The following is a 22,695-nucleotide window of genomic DNA, read 5'->3' on the forward strand; positions in this document are numbered from 1 at the left end:
CCTAAGGATTATTCCCTAGGTGATCTTTTTTAAACTAACTTTTGCATATGCGTATAAAGGTGACCCGATAATTCAACTTCTCTTGTTTCATGAAATCCTTCGTTTTCATATAGTCTGAGGGCTTTATGGTTTGACTGATTTACATTTAATCCAACTTTATTTATCCCCAAAGACTTTGCTTTCTTATAAACTGCATGTAGTAATTCTTTCCCAATTCCTCTTCCTCTAAGTGATTCATCTACTGCTAAAGAATCTAAATACCATTCTCCAGCTTCTGTTTCATCCTCATTAAAAATCACAAAATGTGGTAAATTATGTTTAGTCAATACTTCTAAAAGAACTTCATCTGCTCTTTTATTTATTTCTCCACGATATCCATAACTAAAACCAACAATTTTTTTATCTATTTCTTTAACGATCGCATTCTTATAAGAATAGCGGTATTCAATATTGACTGCTGCTTCCATTAAAGCTGACTTTAGCTGGTTCCAAGAGGTGCTTTGTAAAATAGATAAGTCTAGGTCCTCTAAAATGATTTTGAATAATTCTACGATATCTTCTACATCTTTTGCTTCTGCGTCGCGAATCACTGTACTTCCTACTCTCTACCTAGATTAACTTGATTGATATTCAGCAAGTGTCTCTTTTATCCGTACTGCTACTTTTTCAGAAATTCCTAATTTTTTAATTTCTTCTATATCAGCATCTTTCAAACGTTTCATTGATTTGAAATGTCTTAATACTTTTGTTTTGGTTTTCGGTCCTACACCTTCCACTTCATCCAACTTAGAGGTAAAACTATTTTTGCTGCGTACATTACGGTGAAATGTGATAGCGAATCTATGAACTTCTTCCTGTATTCGCTGTACAAGATGAAATGCTTGACTACGAGGGTCCAACACAACTATTTCAAGACTTTCTCCAAATATTAAACTAGCCGTACGATGTTTTTTATCTTTTACCATTCCTGCAACGGGAATATCTAAAGAAAGTTCATTAACCAGAACATCTACAGCAGCATTTACTTGAACTTTCCCTCCATCCATCAAGATGAGATCAGGTAATGGCTTTCCTTCTTTTAAAAGACGACTATATCGTCTTCTAATTACTTCTTGGGTAGTAGCCGCTTCATTGCTTCCAATAACTGTTTTAATCTTATATTTACGATAATTATTCTTGTCCGGTTTGCCATCTTTGAAAGAAATCATTGCAGAAACAGGATTGGTTCCCTGAATATTCGAATGGTCAAAGGATTCTATCCTTTCGATGTAAGGTAAGCCCATTGCTTCAGAAAGCTCTTCTATAGCTCCGGTGGTTTTACGCTGGTTCATTTCAATTAATCGGAATTTTTCTTTTAAAGCGAGTTCACTATTTTTTCCTGTTAAATCTAGTAATTCTTTTTTTCTGCCTTTCTTAGGATTGACTACTTTGGCTTCAACTGCTTCTGCCAGAACTTCTTTGTCAACTGTATCAGGCACATAGATTTCACTAGGAAGAATATTATTTTTATTATTATAATACTGTAGGATAAAACTCATCAGTTCTTCTTCTGGCGGATCATAACATGGAAACATTGTCGCTTCTCTTTTAATAAGAGTCGCTTGACGGACGAAGAAAACTTGAATTGAAATCCATCCTTTATCCATATAATAATTGAAAAAATCCCGAGGCATAAAACTATTTGAGATAATCGACTGTTTTTCTACAGTTTTTTCGATATAAGCAATCTGATCGCGAAATTCTGCAGCACTTTCATAGTTCATTTCTTTAGCAGCATCATCCATTTTTCGTTTAAGATCTCGCTTGATATCATGAACATTTCCATTTAAAAAGCTTCGAATTTTACGAATCTGCTTATCATATTCTTCTTTCGGTACCTCGTGATCACACGGCCCAATACATTGACCGATATGATAATATAAACATGCTCTTTTCTGATAACCGTTACACTTTCTAAGAGGATAAATTTTCTGGATCAGCTGCTGTGTTTCTGATGCAGCGTATACATCTGGATATGGCCCAAAATATTGAGCACCATCTTTTACAACTTCAGATGTAATAACTAATTTAGGATCTTTTTCATTAGTTATTTTTAGATAAGGGTAACTAGTTCCTCTCTTCAAACGAATGTTATATTTCGGCTGATGTTTCTGAATCAGAGTTACTTCTAATAAAAGGGCTTCTTTATCTGATCCGGTGACTATGGTTTCAAAATTTCTTATATCCTGAACAAGACGGGCAGTTTTCCCGTCGTGTGATCCTCTAAAATAAGATCGTACACGATTTTTAAGATTCTTTGCTTTTCCAATATAAATTATACGATCATTTTTATCTTTCATGATATAACAACCTGGCAGATCAGGAAGCAAACTCAGTTTATTATCAATCAATTCTATAGACAAAGAAATACCCCCCTTTTTACATTACGATTGTTTATTTTTCTTCTTCAAACAAATATACTTGGTGAAACTGATTATAATCAGATTTGCCCACTTTGATTCCAATGTATTCAAACACATCTCCAAGCTCATGTTCTCCAGCTTTTACTTCACGATCAATTTCTTCTGCAATTTTTGTGTATAACTCATCGATTTCTTCTTCTGATAAGTCACCATACTGTTTTTGCCAAGCTGACAAAAATGCGTCTTCATCTTTTCCGGTAAAAAATTCCATATCATTATTAGACATTTTTCCCTCAATTCTGTTTGTTTTTCTCTGTATTTTTTAAATTTATCATTATTTATTTAAATCAATAGGAATATTCTACCAAAAATGGGAACATTTGTCAGGTATAGAAAGTTAGCATCTGTTTATAGACTGACTTAATTTTCTATCTTTTTCCTCATCATCTAACAAAAAAAAGAAGCGATCGCTTATATTTGCAATCGCTCCATATGATTCATTTAACACTGATTAATTAAGAATTTTAACTGTTATTGTTTTTCTTCCCCATGCATATGCTTCCGACACTGTAGAGAAGTGAATATCAATTTTATTTCCTTTTATTGCTCCACCTGTGTCTCCAGCAATATAAATACCTTTTCCAGGAATTTCAACTGTTGATCCTAATGGAATAACTGAAGGATCTACTGCAATAACTCTCGGATTAACTCGTAAATCAATTCCAGTCGCAGTCTGTGTACTTAAGTTTGCTTGTTGAGTGGAATACCCTGTTGCACTTACTTGAACTGTACGTCCACTTGCATTTGAATTACTTTGGGCTGGTTTGGAAGTTTGTTCAGCTGTTTCAGTTTTTCCTGACTGCTTAGTTTCATTACTTGTTTCTGCCGCTTCTACAGTGGAAGAATTATCAGGGCTAGAAGAAGTTGAGACAACTGCTTCGTTTGCTGCACGTTGTTCTTCAGCTGCTTTGATTGCTTCTGCACGTGCCGCTTTACGAGCTTCTTCAATACGAGCTGTTTCGTCTGCTTCTCTTGTTTCCAGCTGAGTTAATTCAGCTTGATTTTCTTTTATTAAAGCCTGTAAAGAAGAAACTTTTTCATCATAATCAGCTTTTTCTTCTGAAACTAATGCAAGATCTGATTTCAAACTTTCTTTTTCAGTAACCAGTTCTTCTTTTAATTCTGCTAATTTATCAGCTTCTGCTTGTGCTTCTTCGATTAACTGATTCCCTGCATCAGTTAATTGCAGCACTGCTAATGTACGACTGAATAGCTCGGAGAAATCTTCAGCTTCAAAAATGGCCATAATGATATCATTATCCATTCCATTCGTTTGTAGTGCTTGTAATCTCTGACTAGCTTGTTCCAATCTAGCTTCTACAATTTGTTCTTGTTCTGTGATCTCTACTTCTTTATTTTCGATGTTTACTTCTGTATCAGAAATTTCTGAATTTAGAGCTTCAATTTTTTCATTCATTGCACTCGTTTCTTCCAGTGCATTAGCGACCTTAGCTTGCAGTGAATCGATCGCTTCTTGTTTTTGTTCTTGCTGCTGACGAATGTCATCCAATGAATCAGCTGAAGCAACTTGAGCACTAAATATGTTAACGACTCCTAGTATGAGTACAGCAAATCCTGTTATCCATTTCTTCATGGCTTTTAAGAACAACCCTTTCCTTAATAGATTTCAATATAAATATGTTATGAATGTGTATTGCTTTGCTATTATACATATAATATCTGGGCTGTACATTTCTAGTTTCTTACAATTTATTACAAAACATTTTTAGTTAGAATTCATTTTTATCTAAGGAGCTCTGATTTTGTCATGATATGACTGAATTTTATCTATATAGATTCTAATGTAATGTTTTTGTAATATTTGTCCATTGTTTTCGACATTTCCCCTTTCTTTCAAGTATGATATAAAAGTAAAGAATTCAATCTGTATAAAAGGAGACTGCATAATGCCTAATCAGAGAATAGGATTAATTGACGTTGGTTCAAATACCATAAGACTGGTTATATTTGAAATAGATACCAGTCAGACCATTACAGAATTACAGAATATTAAAACTCCAGCCAGACTAGTACAGTACCTGGATAAAGATCAAATAATGAAAAAAGAAGGAGTTGCCGTTTTACTTGAAGCCCTGGAAAGCTTTACAGAGATCGCTAGTCGTTATCACATTGAAACAATGATTTCTGTCGCAACTGCTGCTATTCGCCGTTCTAAAAATGCGCAAGATATATTAAGACTTGTAAAAGAAAAAACAGATTTAGATCTGAAAATACTCAATGAAGAAGAGGAAGCTTTCTTTGGAAACTATGCAGTACGCCATACAATGGGATTAAGCGATGGTGTCACGATCGATATTGGTGGTGGGAGTACCGAGTTAACACTATTTAAAGATAAACAAGTTGTGAATTCTCATAGTTTCCCGTTTGGTGTTGTCAGTTTAAAAGCACAATTTTTTGATGGAAAAGAACATAATGATAAAAAGGCAATTGAAAAAGCTGGAGAATGGGTACTAGAGCAGCTTTCTGCATTAGACTGGCTTTCCGGAGTTAAAGTACCTCTGATCGGTATCGGAGGTTCTGCCCGTAATATTGCCGACGTTTTCCAGCGTCAAACTAATTATCCAATTGCAGGTATCCATGAATATACTATGAAAGAATCAGAACTAGTGCATACTTTTCAATTGTTAGCAGAAAGTTCTATGAAAGAACTTTCTAAACTCGATGGATTGAGTGAAGATCGTAAAGATATCATTATTCCGGCAGGTATAGTTTTTGTTCAGCTATTTCACTATATGGATTCTTCCGAATTTGCTCTAAGTACTCGCGGACTACGAGAAGGCTTGATAATTGATTATATAAACAGGACAAAGAACACGCCATATGATTTGTACGGAGTCAAACGACAAACAATAGAAAGAATGTCGAAACGATACAATATAAGGGCTATAGGAGCCCACCAGCGAATTTTGCTTGCAGATCACTTATTGAACCTTTTACAAGAAAAAAATATTATTTCCATAGATGAAGACCATCTGATTCTTGTCCATTATGCTGCATCTCTTTATAATCTCGGAAGCTATGTTGAAGATGACTCAAAATCTCAGCATACGTTTTATATTATTTCTAATAGTAATCTTCAAGGGTTTAGTCATAAAGACCGAGTTCGTTTAGCTTTAATGGCAAGCTATAAAAACCGCTCTCTATTTAATCAGTATATTAAGACTGTAGAGAATTGGTTCAGTGAAGAAGAAACTGAAACCCTGCTTCATTTGGGAAGTATTATAAAGTTTGCAGAAGCACTAAATGATTCCCATGTCAATATGGTTACAAATATCAAATTAACTAGAATAAAAAATTCAGAAGACGAATTTGAAATAACGGTAACTTATAATGGAGATGTCGTTTCAGAAAAATATCGTGCTAATAAACATAAGAATCACTTGGAACGCGTTCTCGGCGGTAACGTCCATATTATATTTAAAAGTGAATCAAAATAGAATTGATCGACTAAGCTATTCGGAGGGAATTTCATGCAATATCAGTCAATTGATTTACACAATCCAAAATATTATCAGAATAGAGAATTATCATGGTTAGACTTTAACGAGCGTGTACTAGCAGAAGTAGAAGATTCAACAAATCCTCTGCTTGAGAAATTAACTTTTCTTTCTATCGGCAGTTCAAATTCAGATGAATTTTTTAAAGTTCGAGTAGCCGGTCTCCAAGATCAGTTAAAACTCGGTGTAGATGAAACAGATACAAAAAAACAATGGAGTCCAGAAAAACAATTAGAAGAAATCTCAAAAAGAAATAAAGATATCGTACGTTATCAATATGATTTATATAATCAGAAATTAGCAGAACTAGCAGAAAAAAATATTCTATTCAAACATATTGAAGATTTGAATGAATCGGAACTTCATCAAACTGCTGATATTTTCCGAAAACATATTAAGCCAGCAATTACACCCTTCGGAGTAGATGCTTATCGCCCTTTTCCTCATTTAAACGATGGGGTTATCCATTTGTTTGTGCGTTTGAAAAAGTCGGGCAGCCCTTTTATTGCAATATTACCAGTTCCTTTGCTTATAGAAAGATTCCATATTCTTGAAGAAAATGATAAAAAAATCATCTTATTCACTGAAGAGATTCTCTTCAAATTTCTAAATGAGTTATTTACAGGTTATAATGTAGAGTACTCCTTTACTTTCCGTATCACCCGAAATGCTGATTTAGAGCTTCAAGAAGAAGGGGCAGATGACTTGCTTTCCGTCATTGAAGATTACCTTTTGAAACGAAAGAATGGAAGAGCTGTCCGACTGGAGGTTGATGTCAGAACAGCATCCTATACATTTAAAGAGGATGTTACCTATTTAATGGAAGAACTTGACTTGTTAAAACGTGATGTTTATGAAATCAGCGGTCCTCTTGACCTAACTGTTCTATCCGATATCGCTTCACAGTTAAAGCCAACTCTTCTAACGGAATCGTTTCAAAAATTTACGCCTGAATATCCTAGCATTTTAAACAAACAAACCGTATATGAGCTTTCTGAAAAACAAGATATTTTTCTGCATCATCCTTTTGATTCCTTTCAACCTGTAATCGATCTAGTCAGACAAGCAGTAGAAGATCCTAATACAATTGCCATTAAACAGACTCTCTATAGAGTAAGTGACGAATCACCATTTATCGAAGCCTTGAAAAAAGCTGCTAGAAAAGATATTCAAGTTACTGTATTAGTTGAACTGAAGGCACGATTTGATGAAGCTAACAATGTTCACTGGGCCAAAGAGCTCGAGGAATCAGGTGCACATATCCTTTACGGGATTAAAAACTTGAAAACTCACAGCAAGGCTACCTTAATCGTAAAAAAAGATCATAGAGGCTTTAAAAGATATGCTCATTTGGGTACTGGAAATTATAATGAACAAACAGCAAGACTGTATACAGATATGGGTATTATTACAACTAATGAAAAACTGACACAAGATGTTGCAGATTTCTTTAATTACTTAAGCGGGTATTCAAAACAGCCTATTTACAACTATTTACATGTCTCTCCATTTGAGATGAGAGATTCATTTATAGATAATATCGAAAAGGAGATTACTTTACACAAGCATTATGGAAATGGCCACATCATTGCAAAAATGAATTCTCTGACTGATAAAAAGATGATTATCAAACTATTTAAAGCGAGCCAAGCCGGTGTAAAAGTTGATTTGATTATTAGAGGCATTTGCTGCTTAATTCCTGGCATACCTGGTGTCAGTGAAAATATAAAAGTGCACAGTATTGTTGGCCGTTTCCTGGAACACAGTCGCGTTTATTATTTTTATCAAAACGGAAATAAAGAACTTTATCTTTCCTCAGCTGATATGATGACCAGAAATATGATTAAACGGGTAGAACTTGCATTTCCGATTATAGAAGAGAAATGGAAAAAATATGTAATCAATATTCTAAAACTATATATGTATGACAATACAAAAGCCTGGATACTAGGAGCTGATGGCAGATATACTAAAGCAGTTCCAAATAACACTAAACCAATTAGTTCTCAACATCAGTTAATAAATTACTTTTAACTCCTATATACTAAAACTAATATTTTATTCTGCCTCACTTCTTTTATACACGATAATGCTTTTTGAATTCTGTTATAATAGTAAAACAAAGGAGGTGTTAGAGTGCCCACAATTCAAGATATTGCCAAACTTGCCGGTGTCTCTTCAGCTACTGTTTCTCGGGTAATCAATTCAAATGGCTATGTAGGGGAAGAAACTCGTACTAAAGTTGAACAAGCTGTAAAAGAACTAAACTATACTCCCAACCGTAATGCTCAATACTTACGAAGAGGTACTACAAAGAATCTTGGTATTATAAGCACCCAATTCAATGAAACGGCTGTTGCACGTATAAACCCTTTCATTGAACTTGCTCATGATGCTGGCTATACTTCTACTCTATTCGCCACTAATGGTAATAAACAGCGAGAACTCGAGGCTTTTGATATGCTAAAATCTAAACAGCTTGACGGCATCTTTTTAGTCTATAGAGCAAACGATTGGGAAATCTTAGAAGAATACGCAACTTATGGACCGATCGTAACTCTCCATAGTATAGATTCTAAAGCGATTCCTTCTGTTTTTATTGACCATTATCAAGGTTACAAGATGACTCTAGATTATCTTTGGAGTATTGGACGCAGCAATATCCTCAACCTTTACAGTTCTACTAACGGTCTCAATACAAAAAGAAGAATTAAAGCTTATGAAGATTTTTGTCAAGAGCATGATCTGACGCCACATGCAGCAGAACCTTTTTTAGATATCATACGAACTGAACAGGCCGAAAATGTTGTAGAGTGGTTTCATAAGCAAAGAGTTAAACCGGAGGCAATTGTAGCCCATTCTGATACCATCGCGGCTATAGTGGTTTCCAGACTGAAAATACTGGGATACAGCATACCTGAAGATGTCGCAATTGTAGGGTTTGATAATCTTCAAATTAGTGATTTGATGAATATTACAACAATCGATTATGCCATCGTTGAACAAGGAAAGAATGCTTGCAGACTATTACTTAATGTATTAGAAAAAAGAGATGATCCCTTATTTCATCTAGAATTCAAATTAATCGAACGAGAGACTACTAATAAATCACCCTAATTAGAAAAAGGGATCACTGAACTGGTTTAACAACTTCAGTGATCCCTTTTTCTGTCAATAAACTTTTTTTATTTTCTCATTAAACTCTTTCTGTCTTTTTCGTCTGTTCAATGAATTTTGGATCAGTCCTTTTCTCGGCGAAAAAGTAAAAGCCAATAAGCAGACTATTCCGGTAACAACAGCAATCATTCCTGCTATAGAACTATCAAATGCAAATGCCAGACGCACTCCGATAATGCTATTTACTGCAGCGAACAAAACCGTTAGTCCAATCATTTTCTTCAACTGATGAGTTAAAAGATAGGCCGTCAGTCCCGGACCAACCATGAAACCCACTACAAGAATAGACCCTACTGAATCATAGGCCCCTACAGCTGTCAGTGAGACTAATGTCATCAGTCCATAATAGATAAGAACTGGAGAAAACCCTACAGCTGTTGCAAAAGCAGCATCAAAAGTCGTAACTTTCAGCTCTTTATAGAACAAAGCAACAAATCCTGCATTGACCAATAAAATAATCATCATAGTCACAAATGCTCTTGCGCCTATATCGATTCCAAAAACTGTCAGTCTTCTAAAAGGTGCAAATGCCAATTCACCCATTAAAACAGTATCCTGATCTAAATGAATGTCTCCGGTATAGCGGGTAATTAAAATGATAGCAATACTGAAAAATAATGGAAAAACTACTCCAATCGCTGCATCATCTCCTAATAACTTTGTATGTTGCAGTGTCTCTATTGCCCATACTGTAAAAACACCCATCAAGGTTGCTCCTACTATAAGAAATGGTGAGTTAAGATCTTGAGTAACGAAAAAGGCTAAGACGATTCCAAGTAATACGGTATGTGTGATCGCGTCTGATACCATTGTTGTCCCTCGCAAAACTAGAAATACCCCGGGAAGTGCACAGGCAATGGAAACAACGACTGCAATCAATGTGATTTCAGTTATGATAGTCATTTTCCATGCTCCTTTTCTAATGATTTAATCTGTTTCATAAAATTTTTCTGCTGCTTTTTATGGATTGACCGTTTAACTATCATTCCTCTTTCTGGCGAAAAAAACAAACTAAATATAACGAAAATGCTGAGTACCACAACAATAGACGGTCCAGTTGGAATTCTGTTTCCTATAGAACTGATTATTGTGCCTGATATCCCCGAAACAAAACCTATAGCTCCTGCTAACGGCAAAACAACACCTAGTTTATTAGACCATTGTCGAGCCGCAACAGAAGGTCCAATCAGTAATGCACTGACCAGAATAACCCCGACCGACTCCAGTCCTAAAATAATCGTCAGTACAATCATCGTAGACATTAGAAACTCAATAAATTTACCAGAAAAACCAAGAGTTCTCCCAAAATCTGAATCAAAGGCGAATAATTTAAATTCCTTCCAGAAAACTATAACTAATAAAAATATAATTGTTCCGATAATAGCAATCAGACGAACATCCCGTACTAGCATTGCACTTGCTTGGCCGAAAATAAAACTATCCAGTCCTGCTTGTTGTGCATTCGGACTGCCTTGTATATGGGTCATGATGACTAATCCCAATCCAAAAAAACTGGATAAAACTAATGACAAAGCACTATCGAATTTTACGGAAGACTTTTTACTCATTAATTGAATGATCGCTGTCGCAATTAATCCAGAAATCGTTGCACCAATTAACAATCCTGTCAGTTCTTTACTTTGAATAATTAAAAAACCAATTCCAATTCCTGGAAGCGCCGAATGACTCAAAGCATCTCCCAGTAAGCTTTCCTTTTTTAAAGTTGCATACGTACCAATCGCTCCACTTAACAAGCCTAAAAAACCTGTTCCCAATGCCACTATTTGAAAAGTGTAGTCCTTAAACAATAAAGTAATCTGATCCCACATTACGTATCCTCCTCTTCTCCAAGGTTACGATCTTGTCGATATGTTTCTTCTATATTAGCTTTTGTGAATACTGATGAGACAGGTCCGCTATTTAATACTTCCTGATTGATAAAAATAACTTCATCAAAATACTCTTCGACTGTCTGCAAGTCATGATGAACGACGATGACCGTTTTATTCTTCTTTGTCAACTCTTTTAACAAGTCCATAATAATATGCTCTGTTTTCATGTCTACTCCAGCTAATGGTTCGTCAAGCATATAAATTTCTGCTTCCTGAGCCAGTGCTCGGGCTAGAAAAACTCGTTGTCGCTGTCCTCCAGACAACTGGCTGATCTGTCTATTAGAAAAAGAAGGCATACCCACTTTAACTAACATTTCTTTTGCTATATCTTTGTCTTTTTTCCTTGGACGTTTAAACCATCCCAAATGACCATAACGTCCCATCAGCACTACATCCAGTACCGTAGCAGGAAAATCCCAGTCTACTGTACTATTTTGCGGTACATAAGCAATATGATTCTTAATCTCTTTATATTCTGATGACTGTTTGCCTACAAAATATTCAATCTGTCCTGTAACTGGTTTAATAAAATCCAATATTGTTTTGATAAGTGTAGATTTACCTGCTCCATTAGGTCCTACAATAGCGGTTAATTTTCCTTTTTTGAAAGCTACTGAGGTATTCCATAAAACAGGTTTTGCATCGTAAGCTACTGTAAGTTGATGAATATCAATTGCTTTTTGTTCTTCCATCTTAGGTTACCTTCTTTCTTCCTGCTTAACTTTATATTTTATTTCAGCGCATTCACAATAGTATCGATATTTGCTTTATACATTTTAATATACGTGTCTGCATCTTGTTCTCTATCGCCTAGAGCATCAGAATATAACTCTCCAGCATTCTCTAATTTTTGACCTCGGCTATTGACCGCTTCTATCAATGCTTCAATATTTCTGGACGAAACTGAACTTTCCACAAAAACCGCTCCAATTTTCTGTTCAGCAATGAATTCGGCCAGTCCGCTGATATCTCCTGTACCAGCTTCTGTTTGAGTATTGACCCCTTGCAGTCCGACTACTTCAAAGTTGAACTCTCTTCCAAAATATTGAAAGGCATCATGTGCAGTCACAAGATAGCGAGATTCCTCAGGTACTTCTTCAATTCGATCTTTGATATATTCAGATAAACTTGCCAGCTGAGCGATATAGGTTTGAACATTTTCTTCATAGTCAGCTGCATGCTTTGGATCATGTAATTTCAGTTGATTTGCCACATACCTGGATGCATCAATCCAATTGTTCACGCTAAACCAAATATGAGGATCAAATTCTGAACTGTCTTCCCCTCCAACTTTTAAATACTGATTTTCAGGTATACCTTCAGCAATCACAGTCGATGGTACTCCACGCTTTGAAAACTGTTCGAACATCTCGATAAATTGAGCTTCCAGGTGAAGACCGTTATAGACAATCATGTCAGCTTCATCAAGCGTATAAACATCTGAAGCTGAAGGTTTGTAAGTATGAGGATCTACTCCTGGTCCCATCAGACCTGTAACTTGAACATGGTCACCACCAATATTATTGACTAGGTCAGTGATCATAGTGGTTGTAGCTACAATATTGATTGGCTCTTCTTTATCAGAAGTATCAAAAACTCCTGAGTCTGTTCTGTTTATATTCGAACATGCTGGTAATATTAATACTCCACAGAAAATGATTAAACCTAATATCTTTTTCATAGTTATCTGCACTCTCTCTAATATAAAATTCACTTTTAATTATTTTTAACATATCCTAAAAATAAATTTAAGTCAACTATATAATAATGGATTTTTTTATCGTCTCTTTAAAGGCACAGAAATTTGAAAAGATATTTGTTTGTTTTGACCTTAGTGCGTTATAATGATCGTGCTTAGTAGTTTTATCTCCTTGCGATAGAACTATAAAAAATATAAAATATAATTTCTGCGACCGATTTATAGTATACCTGAATCATTTATTATCTAGAATTGTATCGCGCTTATTGATTAAACAAAGACTGTATAAGGAGTAACATCCATGACACCAAATAAAGAAGACTATATCAAAGCTATCTACGAACTAGGCGGCGAACAAAATGTCGTAAGCAACAAAGGCCTAGTTAAAGCCCTATCTGTCTCAGCTGCCTCTGTAACTGAAATGAATGGCAGATTGCTGAAAGAGAATCTATTAACACATACTCCCTATCAAGGAGTCAAACTAACTGAAGAAGGCTTGAGAATCGCTAATAAATTGATTCGCAAACATCGCTTATGGGAAGTTTTCTTATCTGAAAAATTAGGTTATGATTGGAATGAAGTGCATGCAGATGCTGATTTACTGGAACATGTTTCCTCTGATTCCTTAATTGAACGCTTAGATTTATTTTTAGGGGAGCCCAAGTTCGATCCCCATGGCGGTGTCATACCGAATAAAGATGGAACAACGCAGAAAGTTGATCATATTCCGCTTGTCGACGTTAAAGTTGGAACACCGCTTATTATCAAAGAAGTCGATGACCAGCAAGAATTTCTGGAATATCTTCTTCATAAAGATGTTCAATTAGGCAAACAGTATACTTTAAAAAATATTGAGGCCTACGAAGGTCCATTAACGTTAGAAACTCCTGAAGGAAGTAAAACGATTATCAGTCATAAGGCTGCCTTCAAAATTTTAGTGAAAGAAATTCTGAACTAACTTATTTTAATTTATAAAAGGAAGTTTCATGATGATGAAACTTCCTTTTTGTTACATAACCAAATTTTTCTAGTTACTATATAAATTTACTCTCTCTTTCTGATTTCTCCAGCTGCTCTTCTAAATCCAGCATAAAAGCGTGCTTTATTTCTAAATAATCAGCTAACTTTTCACATACATTTGTTTCTTTATTTATACTAAATTCAACTCTTTATACAAGCTATTCTTTTCCAAGATTGCTATAGTAGTAATATATACGATTTGATTTGGCTTTAATCAGTCAAGAATATCTATTCAATTTTTTCTATCTTTAAGAAAAAATCCATTACAAATCAACGGAGGAAATCAGTTGGAAAAGACATTTGATTCAATACAAGAAAAAATCAATTACTTAGAGGAACACGCTTGTGAAAGCGAACAATTAGGACTAACATACTCAGAACAAACTTCCTTGTTCAAGATCTGGTCTCCTCTTGCTAAACAAGTTATATTAAATTTGTATGAGACAGGAAATGAAACTGATGATTCCTTAATCGAACAAATTGAAATGACTCAAGAAAATAATATTTGGCAAGTGGCAATTGACCGAAATCTAAACGGTCTCTTTTATACTTATCGCCTTTTGCATTTTGATGGAACAGAAACAGAAACCCCCGATATTTATAGCAAAGCAGTTGGAATAAACGGTAATCGTTCTGCAATCATTCATCTAGAAAGTACTGATCCAGCTGATTGGAATAATGATATACCTGTCAGACAAACTTCAATCACTGACGCTGTTATATGGGAAACACATGTCGAGGACTTTTCAAGTCATGAAAATGGTGGGTTTTCTCAGAAATACAGAGGAAAATATCTAGCTTTTACAGAAAATAATACATTTTTAAATGGGGATTCTTCTTCTGAGATTTCTACAGGAATCCGTTACTTAAGTGACCTTGGAATCAATTATGTTCATCTGCTTCCAGCATTTGATTTTGAAAACGACGAACAAGGCACACAATACAACTGGGGATATGATCCCAAAAACTATATGGTTCCTGAAGGTAAATATTCTACTGATCCTAATGAGCCGGCTGTCCGCATCAGAGAATTTAAGCAAATGGTCCAAAGTTTGCATAACCAGAATATCGGTGTGGTTTTGGATGTTGTCTATAATCATACGCATGCTTATGATTCTTCTTGCTTTACTAGGACTGTTCCCGATTATTACTACCGCCATAATGATCAAGGTGAATTGACAAACGGATCAGGTTGTGGAAATGAAACAGCAAGTGAACGAAAAATGATGCGAAAATATATGATTGATTCTTTGCTTTACTGGGCAAAAGAATATCATGTAGATGGATTTCGTTTTGATCTGATGGGATTACATGATGTAGAAACGATGAACCATATACGTCAGGCATTCAATGATGCGGGCATGGAAGATATCATTTTATATGGTGAACCTTGGAATGCTGGTAGTGTAGAAATTTATGAACCAAATGTTCCAGCTGATAAATATCATTTAGGAGAGCTGGCAGAAGGAATTGCCGTCTTTAATGATGAGTTCCGTGATTCGATAAAAGGTCCTGTATTTGATGCACACAAAGGAGGATTTCTGCAAGGAGCTAATGGTTTTGAGGATAGTGCTTTTATGAACGGAGATATTATCGGTGGCCTTCTAGCAAATACTCAAGTGGAAGTCGGTGACTTTAGACTTCCTGATGGAAAAAATTGGGCAAAAAATCCATCTCAAATTATTAATTATGCATCTGCACATGATAATTTACCTTTATACGATAAATTAGTCCAGTCTCTCAAAAATCAAGATGCTTACGAACGGGACGAAGAACTTATCCAAGTCAATAAGTTGAGTGCTGCTTTATTAATGACTGCTCAGGGCGGAATATTTATGCAAGCTGGTGAAGAGTTTGCCCGAACAAAATTTGGAGATGACAATAGTTATAACTCGTCTATAGAAATCAACAGACTAGACTGGTCTAAAACACAAGAAAACAAAGATTTAGTTGACTATTATAAAGGAATGATCAAAATCAGAAATGCTTACCCGCCTCTAAGAGATCAGACAAATCAGACTGCAGAGAAAGTACATTTTACAGAGCTGAGAGAAAATATTCTAGCTTATACAATTCCAAATATTATTGAAGAAAATCCAACATGGAAACAAATGGCTGTGATCATGAATACAAGCTGGACTACTGAAATGATCGAATTACATTCTACTCTCCCAATGCCAGAAGAATGGACTATTATTGCAAACCGTCACACAGCTGGTCTAGATTCCTTAGGTGTACAAGTCGGTCATGAATTATTGATCAACCCTAGAGAAGTTCTGATTTTTGTTTCAGAATAGACAAGTTTAAGAAAAAAAGATAATGACAACTTAGACTTTTAAAAATCAGGATATATTAGAACTAACTCAACAAGATAACAGAACAGTTCATCACATCGGAGTCCTTTTTAAAAGGGTTCCGGTGTTTTTTATTTTTTACCTAATTACTTCTCTCTGGTCATTTGTTTAGTAGATCTATTGTATTGCCTCCGGTCACAACTAGTTCTTAATGGAAACTGTATTTGCGCGTAGGCTAAATAAAAGGTAAACTATAAAAATGAGAGAACAATTATAATTATATTAGAGGATGATTTCAATGAAAAACATATTCCAAGATGAAAAAACAGACATACTGACTTTATTGAAAAAAATTGTTAATCAGGATAGTGGATCTTTCAACAAAGATGGCTGTGATGCTGTTGGAAACATTTTAATAGAAGAATATAAGCAACTGGGATTTAATATAGAGATTCTGCAAGAAATACAAAATGGAAATCATTTATATATAACTCATCAGCAAGCTGTCGATCCTGATATTTTAATCATTGCTCATATGGATACTGTTTTCCCTGATGGTACTGCAGCAGCACGTCCCTTTACTATCACTGATGATCAAATTGCAAAAGGTCCCGGTGTATTTGATATGAAAGCAAGTCAAGTCCAAGCACTTTATACTTTAAAATCTTTAATTCAGGAAAATCATCCAGTATATAAAAAAGTTGCTATCCTCCTAAACTCTGACGAAGAAATTGGTTCAATTACTTCTCGTCACTACATTGAAAAATATGCTGCCAAAGCAAAAGCGGTATTAATTATTGAGCCTGCTCGTGGAAAACAACTTACGACCAGTCGTAAGGGAGGTGGAAAGTATTATTTGTCTATAAAAGGAAAATCTTCTCACGCTGGAGCAGCTCCTGAAAAAGGAATCAGCGCAATCGGAGAATTAGGCCATAAAATTATTAAATTACATGAACTAAACCATCATGATGGAGTCAATGTCAATGTAGGTGTAATATCTGGTGGTACCTCTCCTAACACCATTGCTCCCAATGCTGAATGTAAAATCGATATACGATTTGAAACTCAAGCACAGGGCGAATGGTTAGACCATTCAGTCAGAGAAATCTTGAGCTATTCTGACATTGAAGGAACCCAAATTAAATTAACTGGGGGCATCACACGTCCTGCATGGAAAGCAGATACTGCTTCTATGAAACTATTTGATTTAATCCGAAAAGAAGGCATAAAATTAAATTTAGAATTAGAACCGATTTATAGCGGTGGTGGATCGGATGGAAATTTCACTGGAAACTTAGGTATTCCAACGATTGATGGATTAGGCCCAATCGGTGGCAATGCTCATCAGGATACTGAATTCTTGCTTTTGGAGAGCCTTGAAACAAAAGGCATGCTTCTTATCAACACATTAAAAGCTTTGAATAATATTCCCTCTTTCAAATCATAAAATAAACCCCATCACTTTTATAGTGAAGGGGTTTTGCTTTCTCTAATACCAGTATTTTTTAACTGCTCCACCTTTACTCTGAACTGGATCTAAAGTTGGTACTGGAACATTCTTTATTTCTTGTTTTAAGCGTTGATATTGCTCATCTGAAGTAACATCTTCAGATCTATATGTGTTGTAATTTTTTCCATCTGGATAAGCCCCGATAATTTTAAAGTCCTTGGAAGCTTTAACTCTTTTATGAGCAGTACCGGCCGGCAGTAAAACTACATCTCCTGTTGTAAATTTGATGATTTTTCCATTTGATCCACCTAATTGAACGGAAGCTTCTCCAGAGATACAAGCCAGTACTTCATGTGTATTAGAATGAAAATGATGATATGGAAAAATTCCATCTACCCATGCATTAGCGTATCCATGCTCTTCAAATAAATCGATCCCATTCTGAGCGGGCTCATCCGTCTCTAAAATTTCTCTGAATGCTCCTGGATAAAATAAGACCGGCAACATACTATTCGGATAAGGTTGATCTTCTTTCAATAATATTTGCTCGATCATTGATTAGACTCCTCTCTATTTCTTTCGATTATTCTCTCACTCTTTGCTCTTGATTTCAAAAATAATGATTTATTAACTTTATAAAAATTTATCCTTTTGAAATTGACATTTATCCCTCGATTTCGTATTCTATAAGTAAACAAACTTATAACAATTTAAACTAAAAAAAGTATAAGACACAACATGTAAACGCCTCTATCTCAGGAAGGTGAACTGATGAAAATTTGCAATTTTTTTAAATCAAAAAAGCAGCCTGCAACAACTAAACTGAAAAAATGTACTGAAACAAAATCACAGAAAATCCAATATGAAACTAAGTTTACAGCTAACGACTTAACTCAAGATAGACACCTCATGGAATCAATCATAAATAAAATGGTTAAAGAAGATCCTTTTAAAAACTTTTACACTGGAAAAGTAGATGCTGACTTCGGTCCATTATCAAAACGCGTCTATAAATATGATGCCATTACAACAGTCAATGTCAATCTACTTGTAGATTCCGATAATCATTACATTATTAATGTAGAAGGTATAGAACTTGGGAAAATCCCTGAGTTAATCAGTAAAGAATTTGCTCATTACTATGAAACCTATTTACTCACTGCCTATGCTTATGTAACTGGTGGCTACTATAAAGAGTACTCTTCAGCGTCTCAAGAGGTAATCGAAGGATTTGAACCATATGGATTGGATCTTTACGTACAATTTACCTGATTTCATTATAACTTAATTCTATACGCCAACTTATTTCTATATGAAATGAGTTGGCTTTTTTATTAATAAAAGTTACTCTATAAGCTGATTAATTGAACTTTTGGTAATCAAATAGTACTCTTTAAAGTAACAAGGTACGTTTTATTATAAAATATTCAAAAATAACACTGGAGGCGTAAGACATGGATTTAGGAATAAAAGGAAAGATCGCATTAATTACTGGCTCTGATTCAGGAATTGGAAAAGCTACTGCCAAACAACTACTTGCTGAAGGCGCTACAGTCATTCTAACTGATATAGAAGAAGATAAACTAGCTGAAACAGCAGAAAAATTGCAACAGGAAGGTAAAGTTTATTCTTATCCTGCAGATATAAGAAATACTGAAAGCTTAAAGAAATTACATCAACAAATCAAAGATAATGTTGGAAAAATTGATATTCTTGTACAAAATGCTGGCACTTCAGGTGCTCAAGGAGAATTTCATGAAATCGAAGACGATGGATGGGTAGAAACTCTTGAAGTTGATCTTCTGGGACCTGTTCGTGTCACAAGAGAATTTCTATCTGATTTAAGAAGTGGTGGCTGGGGTCGTATTGTATATTTATCTTCCGAGAATGCTGTGCAACCTTATGCTGATGAACTGCCTTACGATGCAGCAAAAGCTGGTGTGCTTTCCTTCTCCAAAGGTTTATCTCGTGCATATGCCAAGGAAGGGCTACTCGTTAACACTGTCTCTCCAGCTTTTATTGAAACACCAATGACTGACGAAATGATGGAAAAGCGTTCCAAAGAAATGGATGTTTCCTTCGACAAGGCAGTTGAAACATTCCTAGATGAGAAAAGGCCGCATATAGAACTTAAACGTCGTGGACAAGCTGAAGAAGTTGCAGCAGTGATTTCTTTCTTATGCTCTGATAAAGCTTCATTTGTTAATGGTGCCAACTACAGAGTCGATGGTGGTTCTGTTGCAACGATTCAATAAATCTAAATAAAACTAAAGTCAAACCAACTAAGGAGATTTGTATATGAATAATGAACAAATGTATCTTGATTATTTAATCATTGGTGGTGGAATTGCTGCAGGTAACGCCGTAGCTGGAATCCGTGAAGAAGATAAAGCCGGCACAATCGGTATCATATCTGCTGATGTAGATAAACCTTATGAAAGACCCGCACTATCTAAAAAATTATGGACAGACGATTCTTTTACAGAAGATCAAATCTTTTATGATGTGAGTGAAGATCACCAGGCAGCACTTATGTTAGAGACAGAAGTGGTCTCAATTAATCGTGAAGCTCATACTGTCACAACCAACAAAGGCGATACTATAAACTATAAGAAATTACTCATTGTTACGGGTGGTGAACCGCAAACTATCGAAGGACCGAAAGACGATAAAGTTTATGCTTTCAGATCTTATCAAGATTACCTTAAGCTACGTAACTTATCCGGCGAAAATCAGCAGATCGCTGTTGTCGGCGGAAGTTACATCGGTACTGAATTAGCGGCTAATTTAGCACTGAACAATACAAAAGTAACCCTTATCTATCCTCAGAAGATATTAGGCGACAACCGTTTCCCAGAAGAAATTGCAAAAGAATATGAACAGACTTATAAAAATCATGGCATAGAAATGATTAATGAAACCCGTGCTGAACGATATACTAAAGAAGCAGACAAATTCCTTCTGCATTTAAATACTGGTACGACTGTGGAAGCGGACTCTATCATACTTGGATTAGGTGTATCTCCAGTTTTAGATCTAGCAAAAGATGCTGGACTTGAAGTTGATGACGGGGTAATAGTAAATGAATATCTGCGTACATCAGATCCAGATATTTATGCTGCTGGAGATATCGCTTCTTACCCGGATCCGATTTTGGGAAGACAACGTATCGAACATGTGGATCATGCCAGAAATTCTGGTACAGCAGTGGGTAAAGTTATGGCCGGTCTTAAAGAACCTTATAATTATACTCCTTACTTCTACTCTATGGTCTTTGATATTTCCTGGAAAGCAATCGGTACACTTGATCCATCATTAGATCTACTTATTGATGAAGTAGATGGTGGAAAAGTCGTTTATTATCTGAAAGATGACAAACCAGTCGGGATTTTAACCTGGAACATTGAACCAGATCTCGATCAAGTACGTAACTTGATTGATAATCCACCTGTGTCTTCTGAAGAGTTAAAAGGTGCTATTCGCAACAAAGAAAATTAATAAAACCCTATTAAACGATACTAGCTAAATGTTAGTATCGTTTTTTATCGCATCAGCTTGACTTAGAATCATATCAATTGTAAATCAAATTTATGGTTTATATACTATGGAGTGTAAGTAGAATTTTTAAAGGATAATTGCCTGAAATAACTAAACTATATTCAAATAGAAAATAGTTATCTCAGCTTGCGGCCAGAACAACTCGATAAACAATCTGAACCAAAAATTTCCAAACCAAACAGGAGGAATTATTTATGGGAAAATTTGTAGAAGGAAGCTATCCTTCCCTTCAAGACGCTGTTCAAGCTATCAACGCTTTAGTAACTAGAGGATATTCTAAAGAAGATATTCTATTAGTAACAAATCAAAACAAAAAGAAAGAACTTTCAGACGTTAGTGTAAACGTTACAACCGACACCTCTCATGAAGCACTGAAAAGTTATCAAAGTGATATTGAAAAAGGAAATCTTGTTGCATTAGTAGAAGAGGATTCGAGTATCAATGATGAACAGAAAACTGGTTCGGCAAATTATGAGGCAGATAGTCCGGCGGAAGATCCTGCTCCTAACCCAAAATTAGATTCGAATGTTACCAAAGATAATCCATTAAGTGATAATAGTACCCCTGGCAATGTTCCAGTTGGAGATGACGATGATAATCCTGGTGGAATCCCAGTAGATGATCATAATGATTTAACAGACAGACAATTATAAAAGATAAGCCACAGCAAGAACTAAATATGCTGTGGCTTTTTATCTGAATGATTTTTCTTTTACTCAGGTTTTAGCGTAACTTTTTATGTTATATTTTTGAAATCCTACATTCTGACTAAATATATTCAAGCGTATAATTTGTATATATTTAGGATGCTCAATATACTTACATTGTAATCCATTATTGCAAAAGATTAATAGGAGGAAATTAGTTATGAGTAAATATGTTGAAGGAAGCTATTTAACAGCAGAAGATGCAAATCGTGCAGTAGAGGCTTTACTATCTCAAGGGTACGATAGAAGTGCCATTACTATGGCAAGTAACCAGGCTACAAATGCTAAATTGTCAACCGATGTTCATACTAAAGTCTACGGAAATGATTCCAGTCATGAAGAAGATGAATCAATGATGGATAAAATCAAAGATGTCTTCACTGGTGATTCTAATAATTCAGGCTCTGATTCTTCAAATCTAACTTCAGATTCTGAAAACACTCTATTAAATGACTATAGAGACGATATTCAAAATGATAATGTCGTTATTCTAGTAGATGACAACTCCAATGTAAGTACAAACGACAATCCTGCAAATACAAATGCTCCTGTTACTCCACCAACCGGGGACCCAATTGCACCGAACACTGTCAATCAACCAATTGTCGATCCCATTAATCCCGGATCAGATACAGTAGTTGATTCTAACGCAGATAATTCAGTTGAGCCAGCTCCAGATCCTACAGATGATCCTGGAATTGATCCAACTGATCCGGCTCACAATTCAAAAGATACTGACAAACATTAAACATTTGATTCTAAAAAAAGCTGAAGGAAGCAGATATCTGCTTTCTTCAGCTTTTTGGTATTGAGTATATAATTTAATATATTCTAGGCAGAAGTCGCCCCATTTTTATAGGTTGAGGTAAATACGTTATGCTGACTTGTTAAGAAATGCTCAGTCAAATATGCGTGAGT

General features: G+C 35.3%; 20 protein-coding genes. 11 read left to right on the forward strand and 9 right to left on the reverse strand.

Translation table 11 applies throughout. From position 1 onward, the window contains the following. Positions 1 to 29: 29 nt before the first annotated feature. The 4 genes from BKP56_RS00980 to BKP56_RS00995 form a co-directional block, all read right to left on the reverse strand. Complete coding sequence (locus BKP56_RS00980; RefSeq protein ID WP_072693325.1) at positions 30 to 590, reverse strand: GNAT family N-acetyltransferase; 561 nt, start codon at positions 588 to 590, stop codon at positions 30 to 32. 24 nt (positions 591 to 614) lie between these two features. Further along, the gene (gene uvrC, locus BKP56_RS00985) at positions 615 to 2,402 is read right to left on the reverse strand and encodes an excinuclease ABC subunit UvrC (protein ID WP_072693326.1); all 1,788 of its coding nucleotides are present in this window, start codon (positions 2,400 to 2,402) and stop codon (positions 615 to 617) included. Between the two features lie 31 nt (positions 2,403 to 2,433). Beyond that, positions 2,434 to 2,688, reverse strand: coding sequence for a hypothetical protein (locus BKP56_RS00990; protein ID WP_072693327.1), 255 nt, complete (start codon positions 2,686 to 2,688; stop codon positions 2,434 to 2,436). Between the two features lie 225 nt (positions 2,689 to 2,913). Beyond that, on the reverse strand, positions 2,914 to 4,056 hold the full coding sequence (locus tag BKP56_RS00995; protein WP_072695891.1) for a 3D domain-containing protein: 1,143 nt from the start codon (positions 4,054 to 4,056) through the stop codon (positions 2,914 to 2,916). Positions 4,057 to 4,369: 313 nt separating this feature from the next. Here BKP56_RS00995 and BKP56_RS01000 point away from each other — a divergent pair, with 313 nt between their 5' ends. From BKP56_RS01000 to BKP56_RS01010, 3 genes are all read left to right on the forward strand, one after another. After that, a complete protein-coding gene (locus BKP56_RS01000; RefSeq protein ID WP_072693328.1) occupies positions 4,370 to 5,920 on the forward strand; it encodes a Ppx/GppA family phosphatase in 1,551 nt (516 codons plus the stop codon). A 33-nt stretch (positions 5,921 to 5,953) separates the two neighbouring features. Continuing rightward, entirely contained in the window at positions 5,954 to 8,014 is a 2,061-nt protein-coding gene (gene ppk1, locus BKP56_RS01005) for a polyphosphate kinase 1 (protein ID WP_072693329.1), read from the forward strand. Positions 8,015 to 8,116: 102 nt separating this feature from the next. Beyond that, the gene (locus BKP56_RS01010) at positions 8,117 to 9,097 is read left to right on the forward strand and encodes a LacI family DNA-binding transcriptional regulator (RefSeq protein WP_072693330.1); all 981 of its coding nucleotides are present in this window, start codon (positions 8,117 to 8,119) and stop codon (positions 9,095 to 9,097) included. A gap of 54 nt (positions 9,098 to 9,151) precedes the next feature. Here BKP56_RS01010 and BKP56_RS01015 read toward each other — a convergent pair whose 3' ends face one another. The 4 genes from BKP56_RS01015 to BKP56_RS01030 are packed head-to-tail and all read right to left on the reverse strand — an operon-like array spanning position 9,152 to position 12,730. After that, positions 9,152 to 10,060 (reverse strand): metal ABC transporter permease, encoded by a 909-nt coding sequence (locus tag BKP56_RS01015; RefSeq protein WP_072693331.1) that lies wholly within the window; start codon positions 10,058 to 10,060, stop codon positions 9,152 to 9,154. After that, entirely contained in the window at positions 10,057 to 10,986 is a 930-nt protein-coding gene (locus BKP56_RS01020) for a metal ABC transporter permease (protein WP_072693332.1), read from the reverse strand. The genes BKP56_RS01015 and BKP56_RS01020 overlap by 4 nt, the downstream gene beginning before the upstream one ends. After that, positions 10,986 to 11,741: a metal ABC transporter ATP-binding protein gene (locus tag BKP56_RS01025; RefSeq protein ID WP_072693333.1), complete on the reverse strand. Its 756-nt coding sequence runs from the start codon at positions 11,739 to 11,741 to the stop codon at positions 10,986 to 10,988. Before BKP56_RS01025 ends, BKP56_RS01020 begins: the two co-directional genes overlap by 1 nt. Before the next feature lie 38 nt (positions 11,742 to 11,779). After that, complete coding sequence (locus BKP56_RS01030; RefSeq protein ID WP_072693334.1) at positions 11,780 to 12,730, reverse strand: metal ABC transporter solute-binding protein, Zn/Mn family; 951 nt, start codon at positions 12,728 to 12,730, stop codon at positions 11,780 to 11,782. 319 nt (positions 12,731 to 13,049) lie between these two features. Here BKP56_RS01030 and BKP56_RS01035 point away from each other — a divergent pair, with 319 nt between their 5' ends. The 3 genes from BKP56_RS01035 to BKP56_RS01045 all read left to right on the forward strand — a co-directional run bounded on the left by BKP56_RS01035 (position 13,050) and on the right by BKP56_RS01045 (position 17,509). Next, on the forward strand, positions 13,050 to 13,706 hold the full coding sequence (locus BKP56_RS01035) for a metal-dependent transcriptional regulator (RefSeq protein WP_072693335.1): 657 nt from the start codon (positions 13,050 to 13,052) through the stop codon (positions 13,704 to 13,706). Positions 13,707 to 14,055: 349 nt separating this feature from the next. Beyond that, on the forward strand, positions 14,056 to 16,065 hold the full coding sequence (gene pulA / locus BKP56_RS01040) for a type I pullulanase (RefSeq protein ID WP_232226913.1): 2,010 nt from the start codon (positions 14,056 to 14,058) through the stop codon (positions 16,063 to 16,065). 295 nt (positions 16,066 to 16,360) lie between these two features. Continuing rightward, positions 16,361 to 17,509: a M20 family metallopeptidase gene (locus BKP56_RS01045; protein ID WP_072693337.1), complete on the forward strand. Its 1,149-nt coding sequence runs from the start codon at positions 16,361 to 16,363 to the stop codon at positions 17,507 to 17,509. A gap of 42 nt (positions 17,510 to 17,551) precedes the next feature. On the opposite strand, the gene BKP56_RS01050 is transcribed toward BKP56_RS01045, so the two are convergent. Next, entirely contained in the window at positions 17,552 to 18,067 is a 516-nt protein-coding gene (locus BKP56_RS01050) for a cupin domain-containing protein (protein WP_072693338.1), read from the reverse strand. A 216-nt stretch (positions 18,068 to 18,283) separates the two neighbouring features. Between BKP56_RS01050 and BKP56_RS01055 the strand changes: the two genes are divergently transcribed. The 5 genes from BKP56_RS01055 to BKP56_RS01075 all read left to right on the forward strand — a co-directional run bounded on the left by BKP56_RS01055 (position 18,284) and on the right by BKP56_RS01075 (position 22,525). Further along, on the forward strand, positions 18,284 to 18,784 hold the full coding sequence (locus BKP56_RS01055) for a hypothetical protein (protein ID WP_072693339.1): 501 nt from the start codon (positions 18,284 to 18,286) through the stop codon (positions 18,782 to 18,784). A gap of 182 nt (positions 18,785 to 18,966) precedes the next feature. Further along, positions 18,967 to 19,767, forward strand: a complete 801-nt coding sequence (locus tag BKP56_RS01060; RefSeq protein WP_072693340.1) for an SDR family NAD(P)-dependent oxidoreductase — start codon at positions 18,967 to 18,969, stop codon at positions 19,765 to 19,767. Positions 19,768 to 19,810: 43 nt separating this feature from the next. After that, positions 19,811 to 21,010, forward strand: coding sequence for an NAD(P)/FAD-dependent oxidoreductase (locus tag BKP56_RS01065; RefSeq protein ID WP_072693341.1), 1,200 nt, complete (start codon positions 19,811 to 19,813; stop codon positions 21,008 to 21,010). A gap of 254 nt (positions 21,011 to 21,264) precedes the next feature. Beyond that, entirely contained in the window at positions 21,265 to 21,723 is a 459-nt protein-coding gene (locus BKP56_RS01070; protein ID WP_072693342.1) for a hypothetical protein, read from the forward strand. 214 nt (positions 21,724 to 21,937) lie between these two features. Next, positions 21,938 to 22,525: a general stress protein gene (locus BKP56_RS01075; protein WP_072693343.1), complete on the forward strand. Its 588-nt coding sequence runs from the start codon at positions 21,938 to 21,940 to the stop codon at positions 22,523 to 22,525. Positions 22,526 to 22,695 lie beyond the last annotated feature (170 nt).

Source organism: Marinilactibacillus sp. 15R (genome assembly GCF_001895285.1).
Lineage (GTDB): Bacteria > Bacillota > Bacilli > Lactobacillales > Carnobacteriaceae_A > Marinilactibacillus > Marinilactibacillus piezotolerans.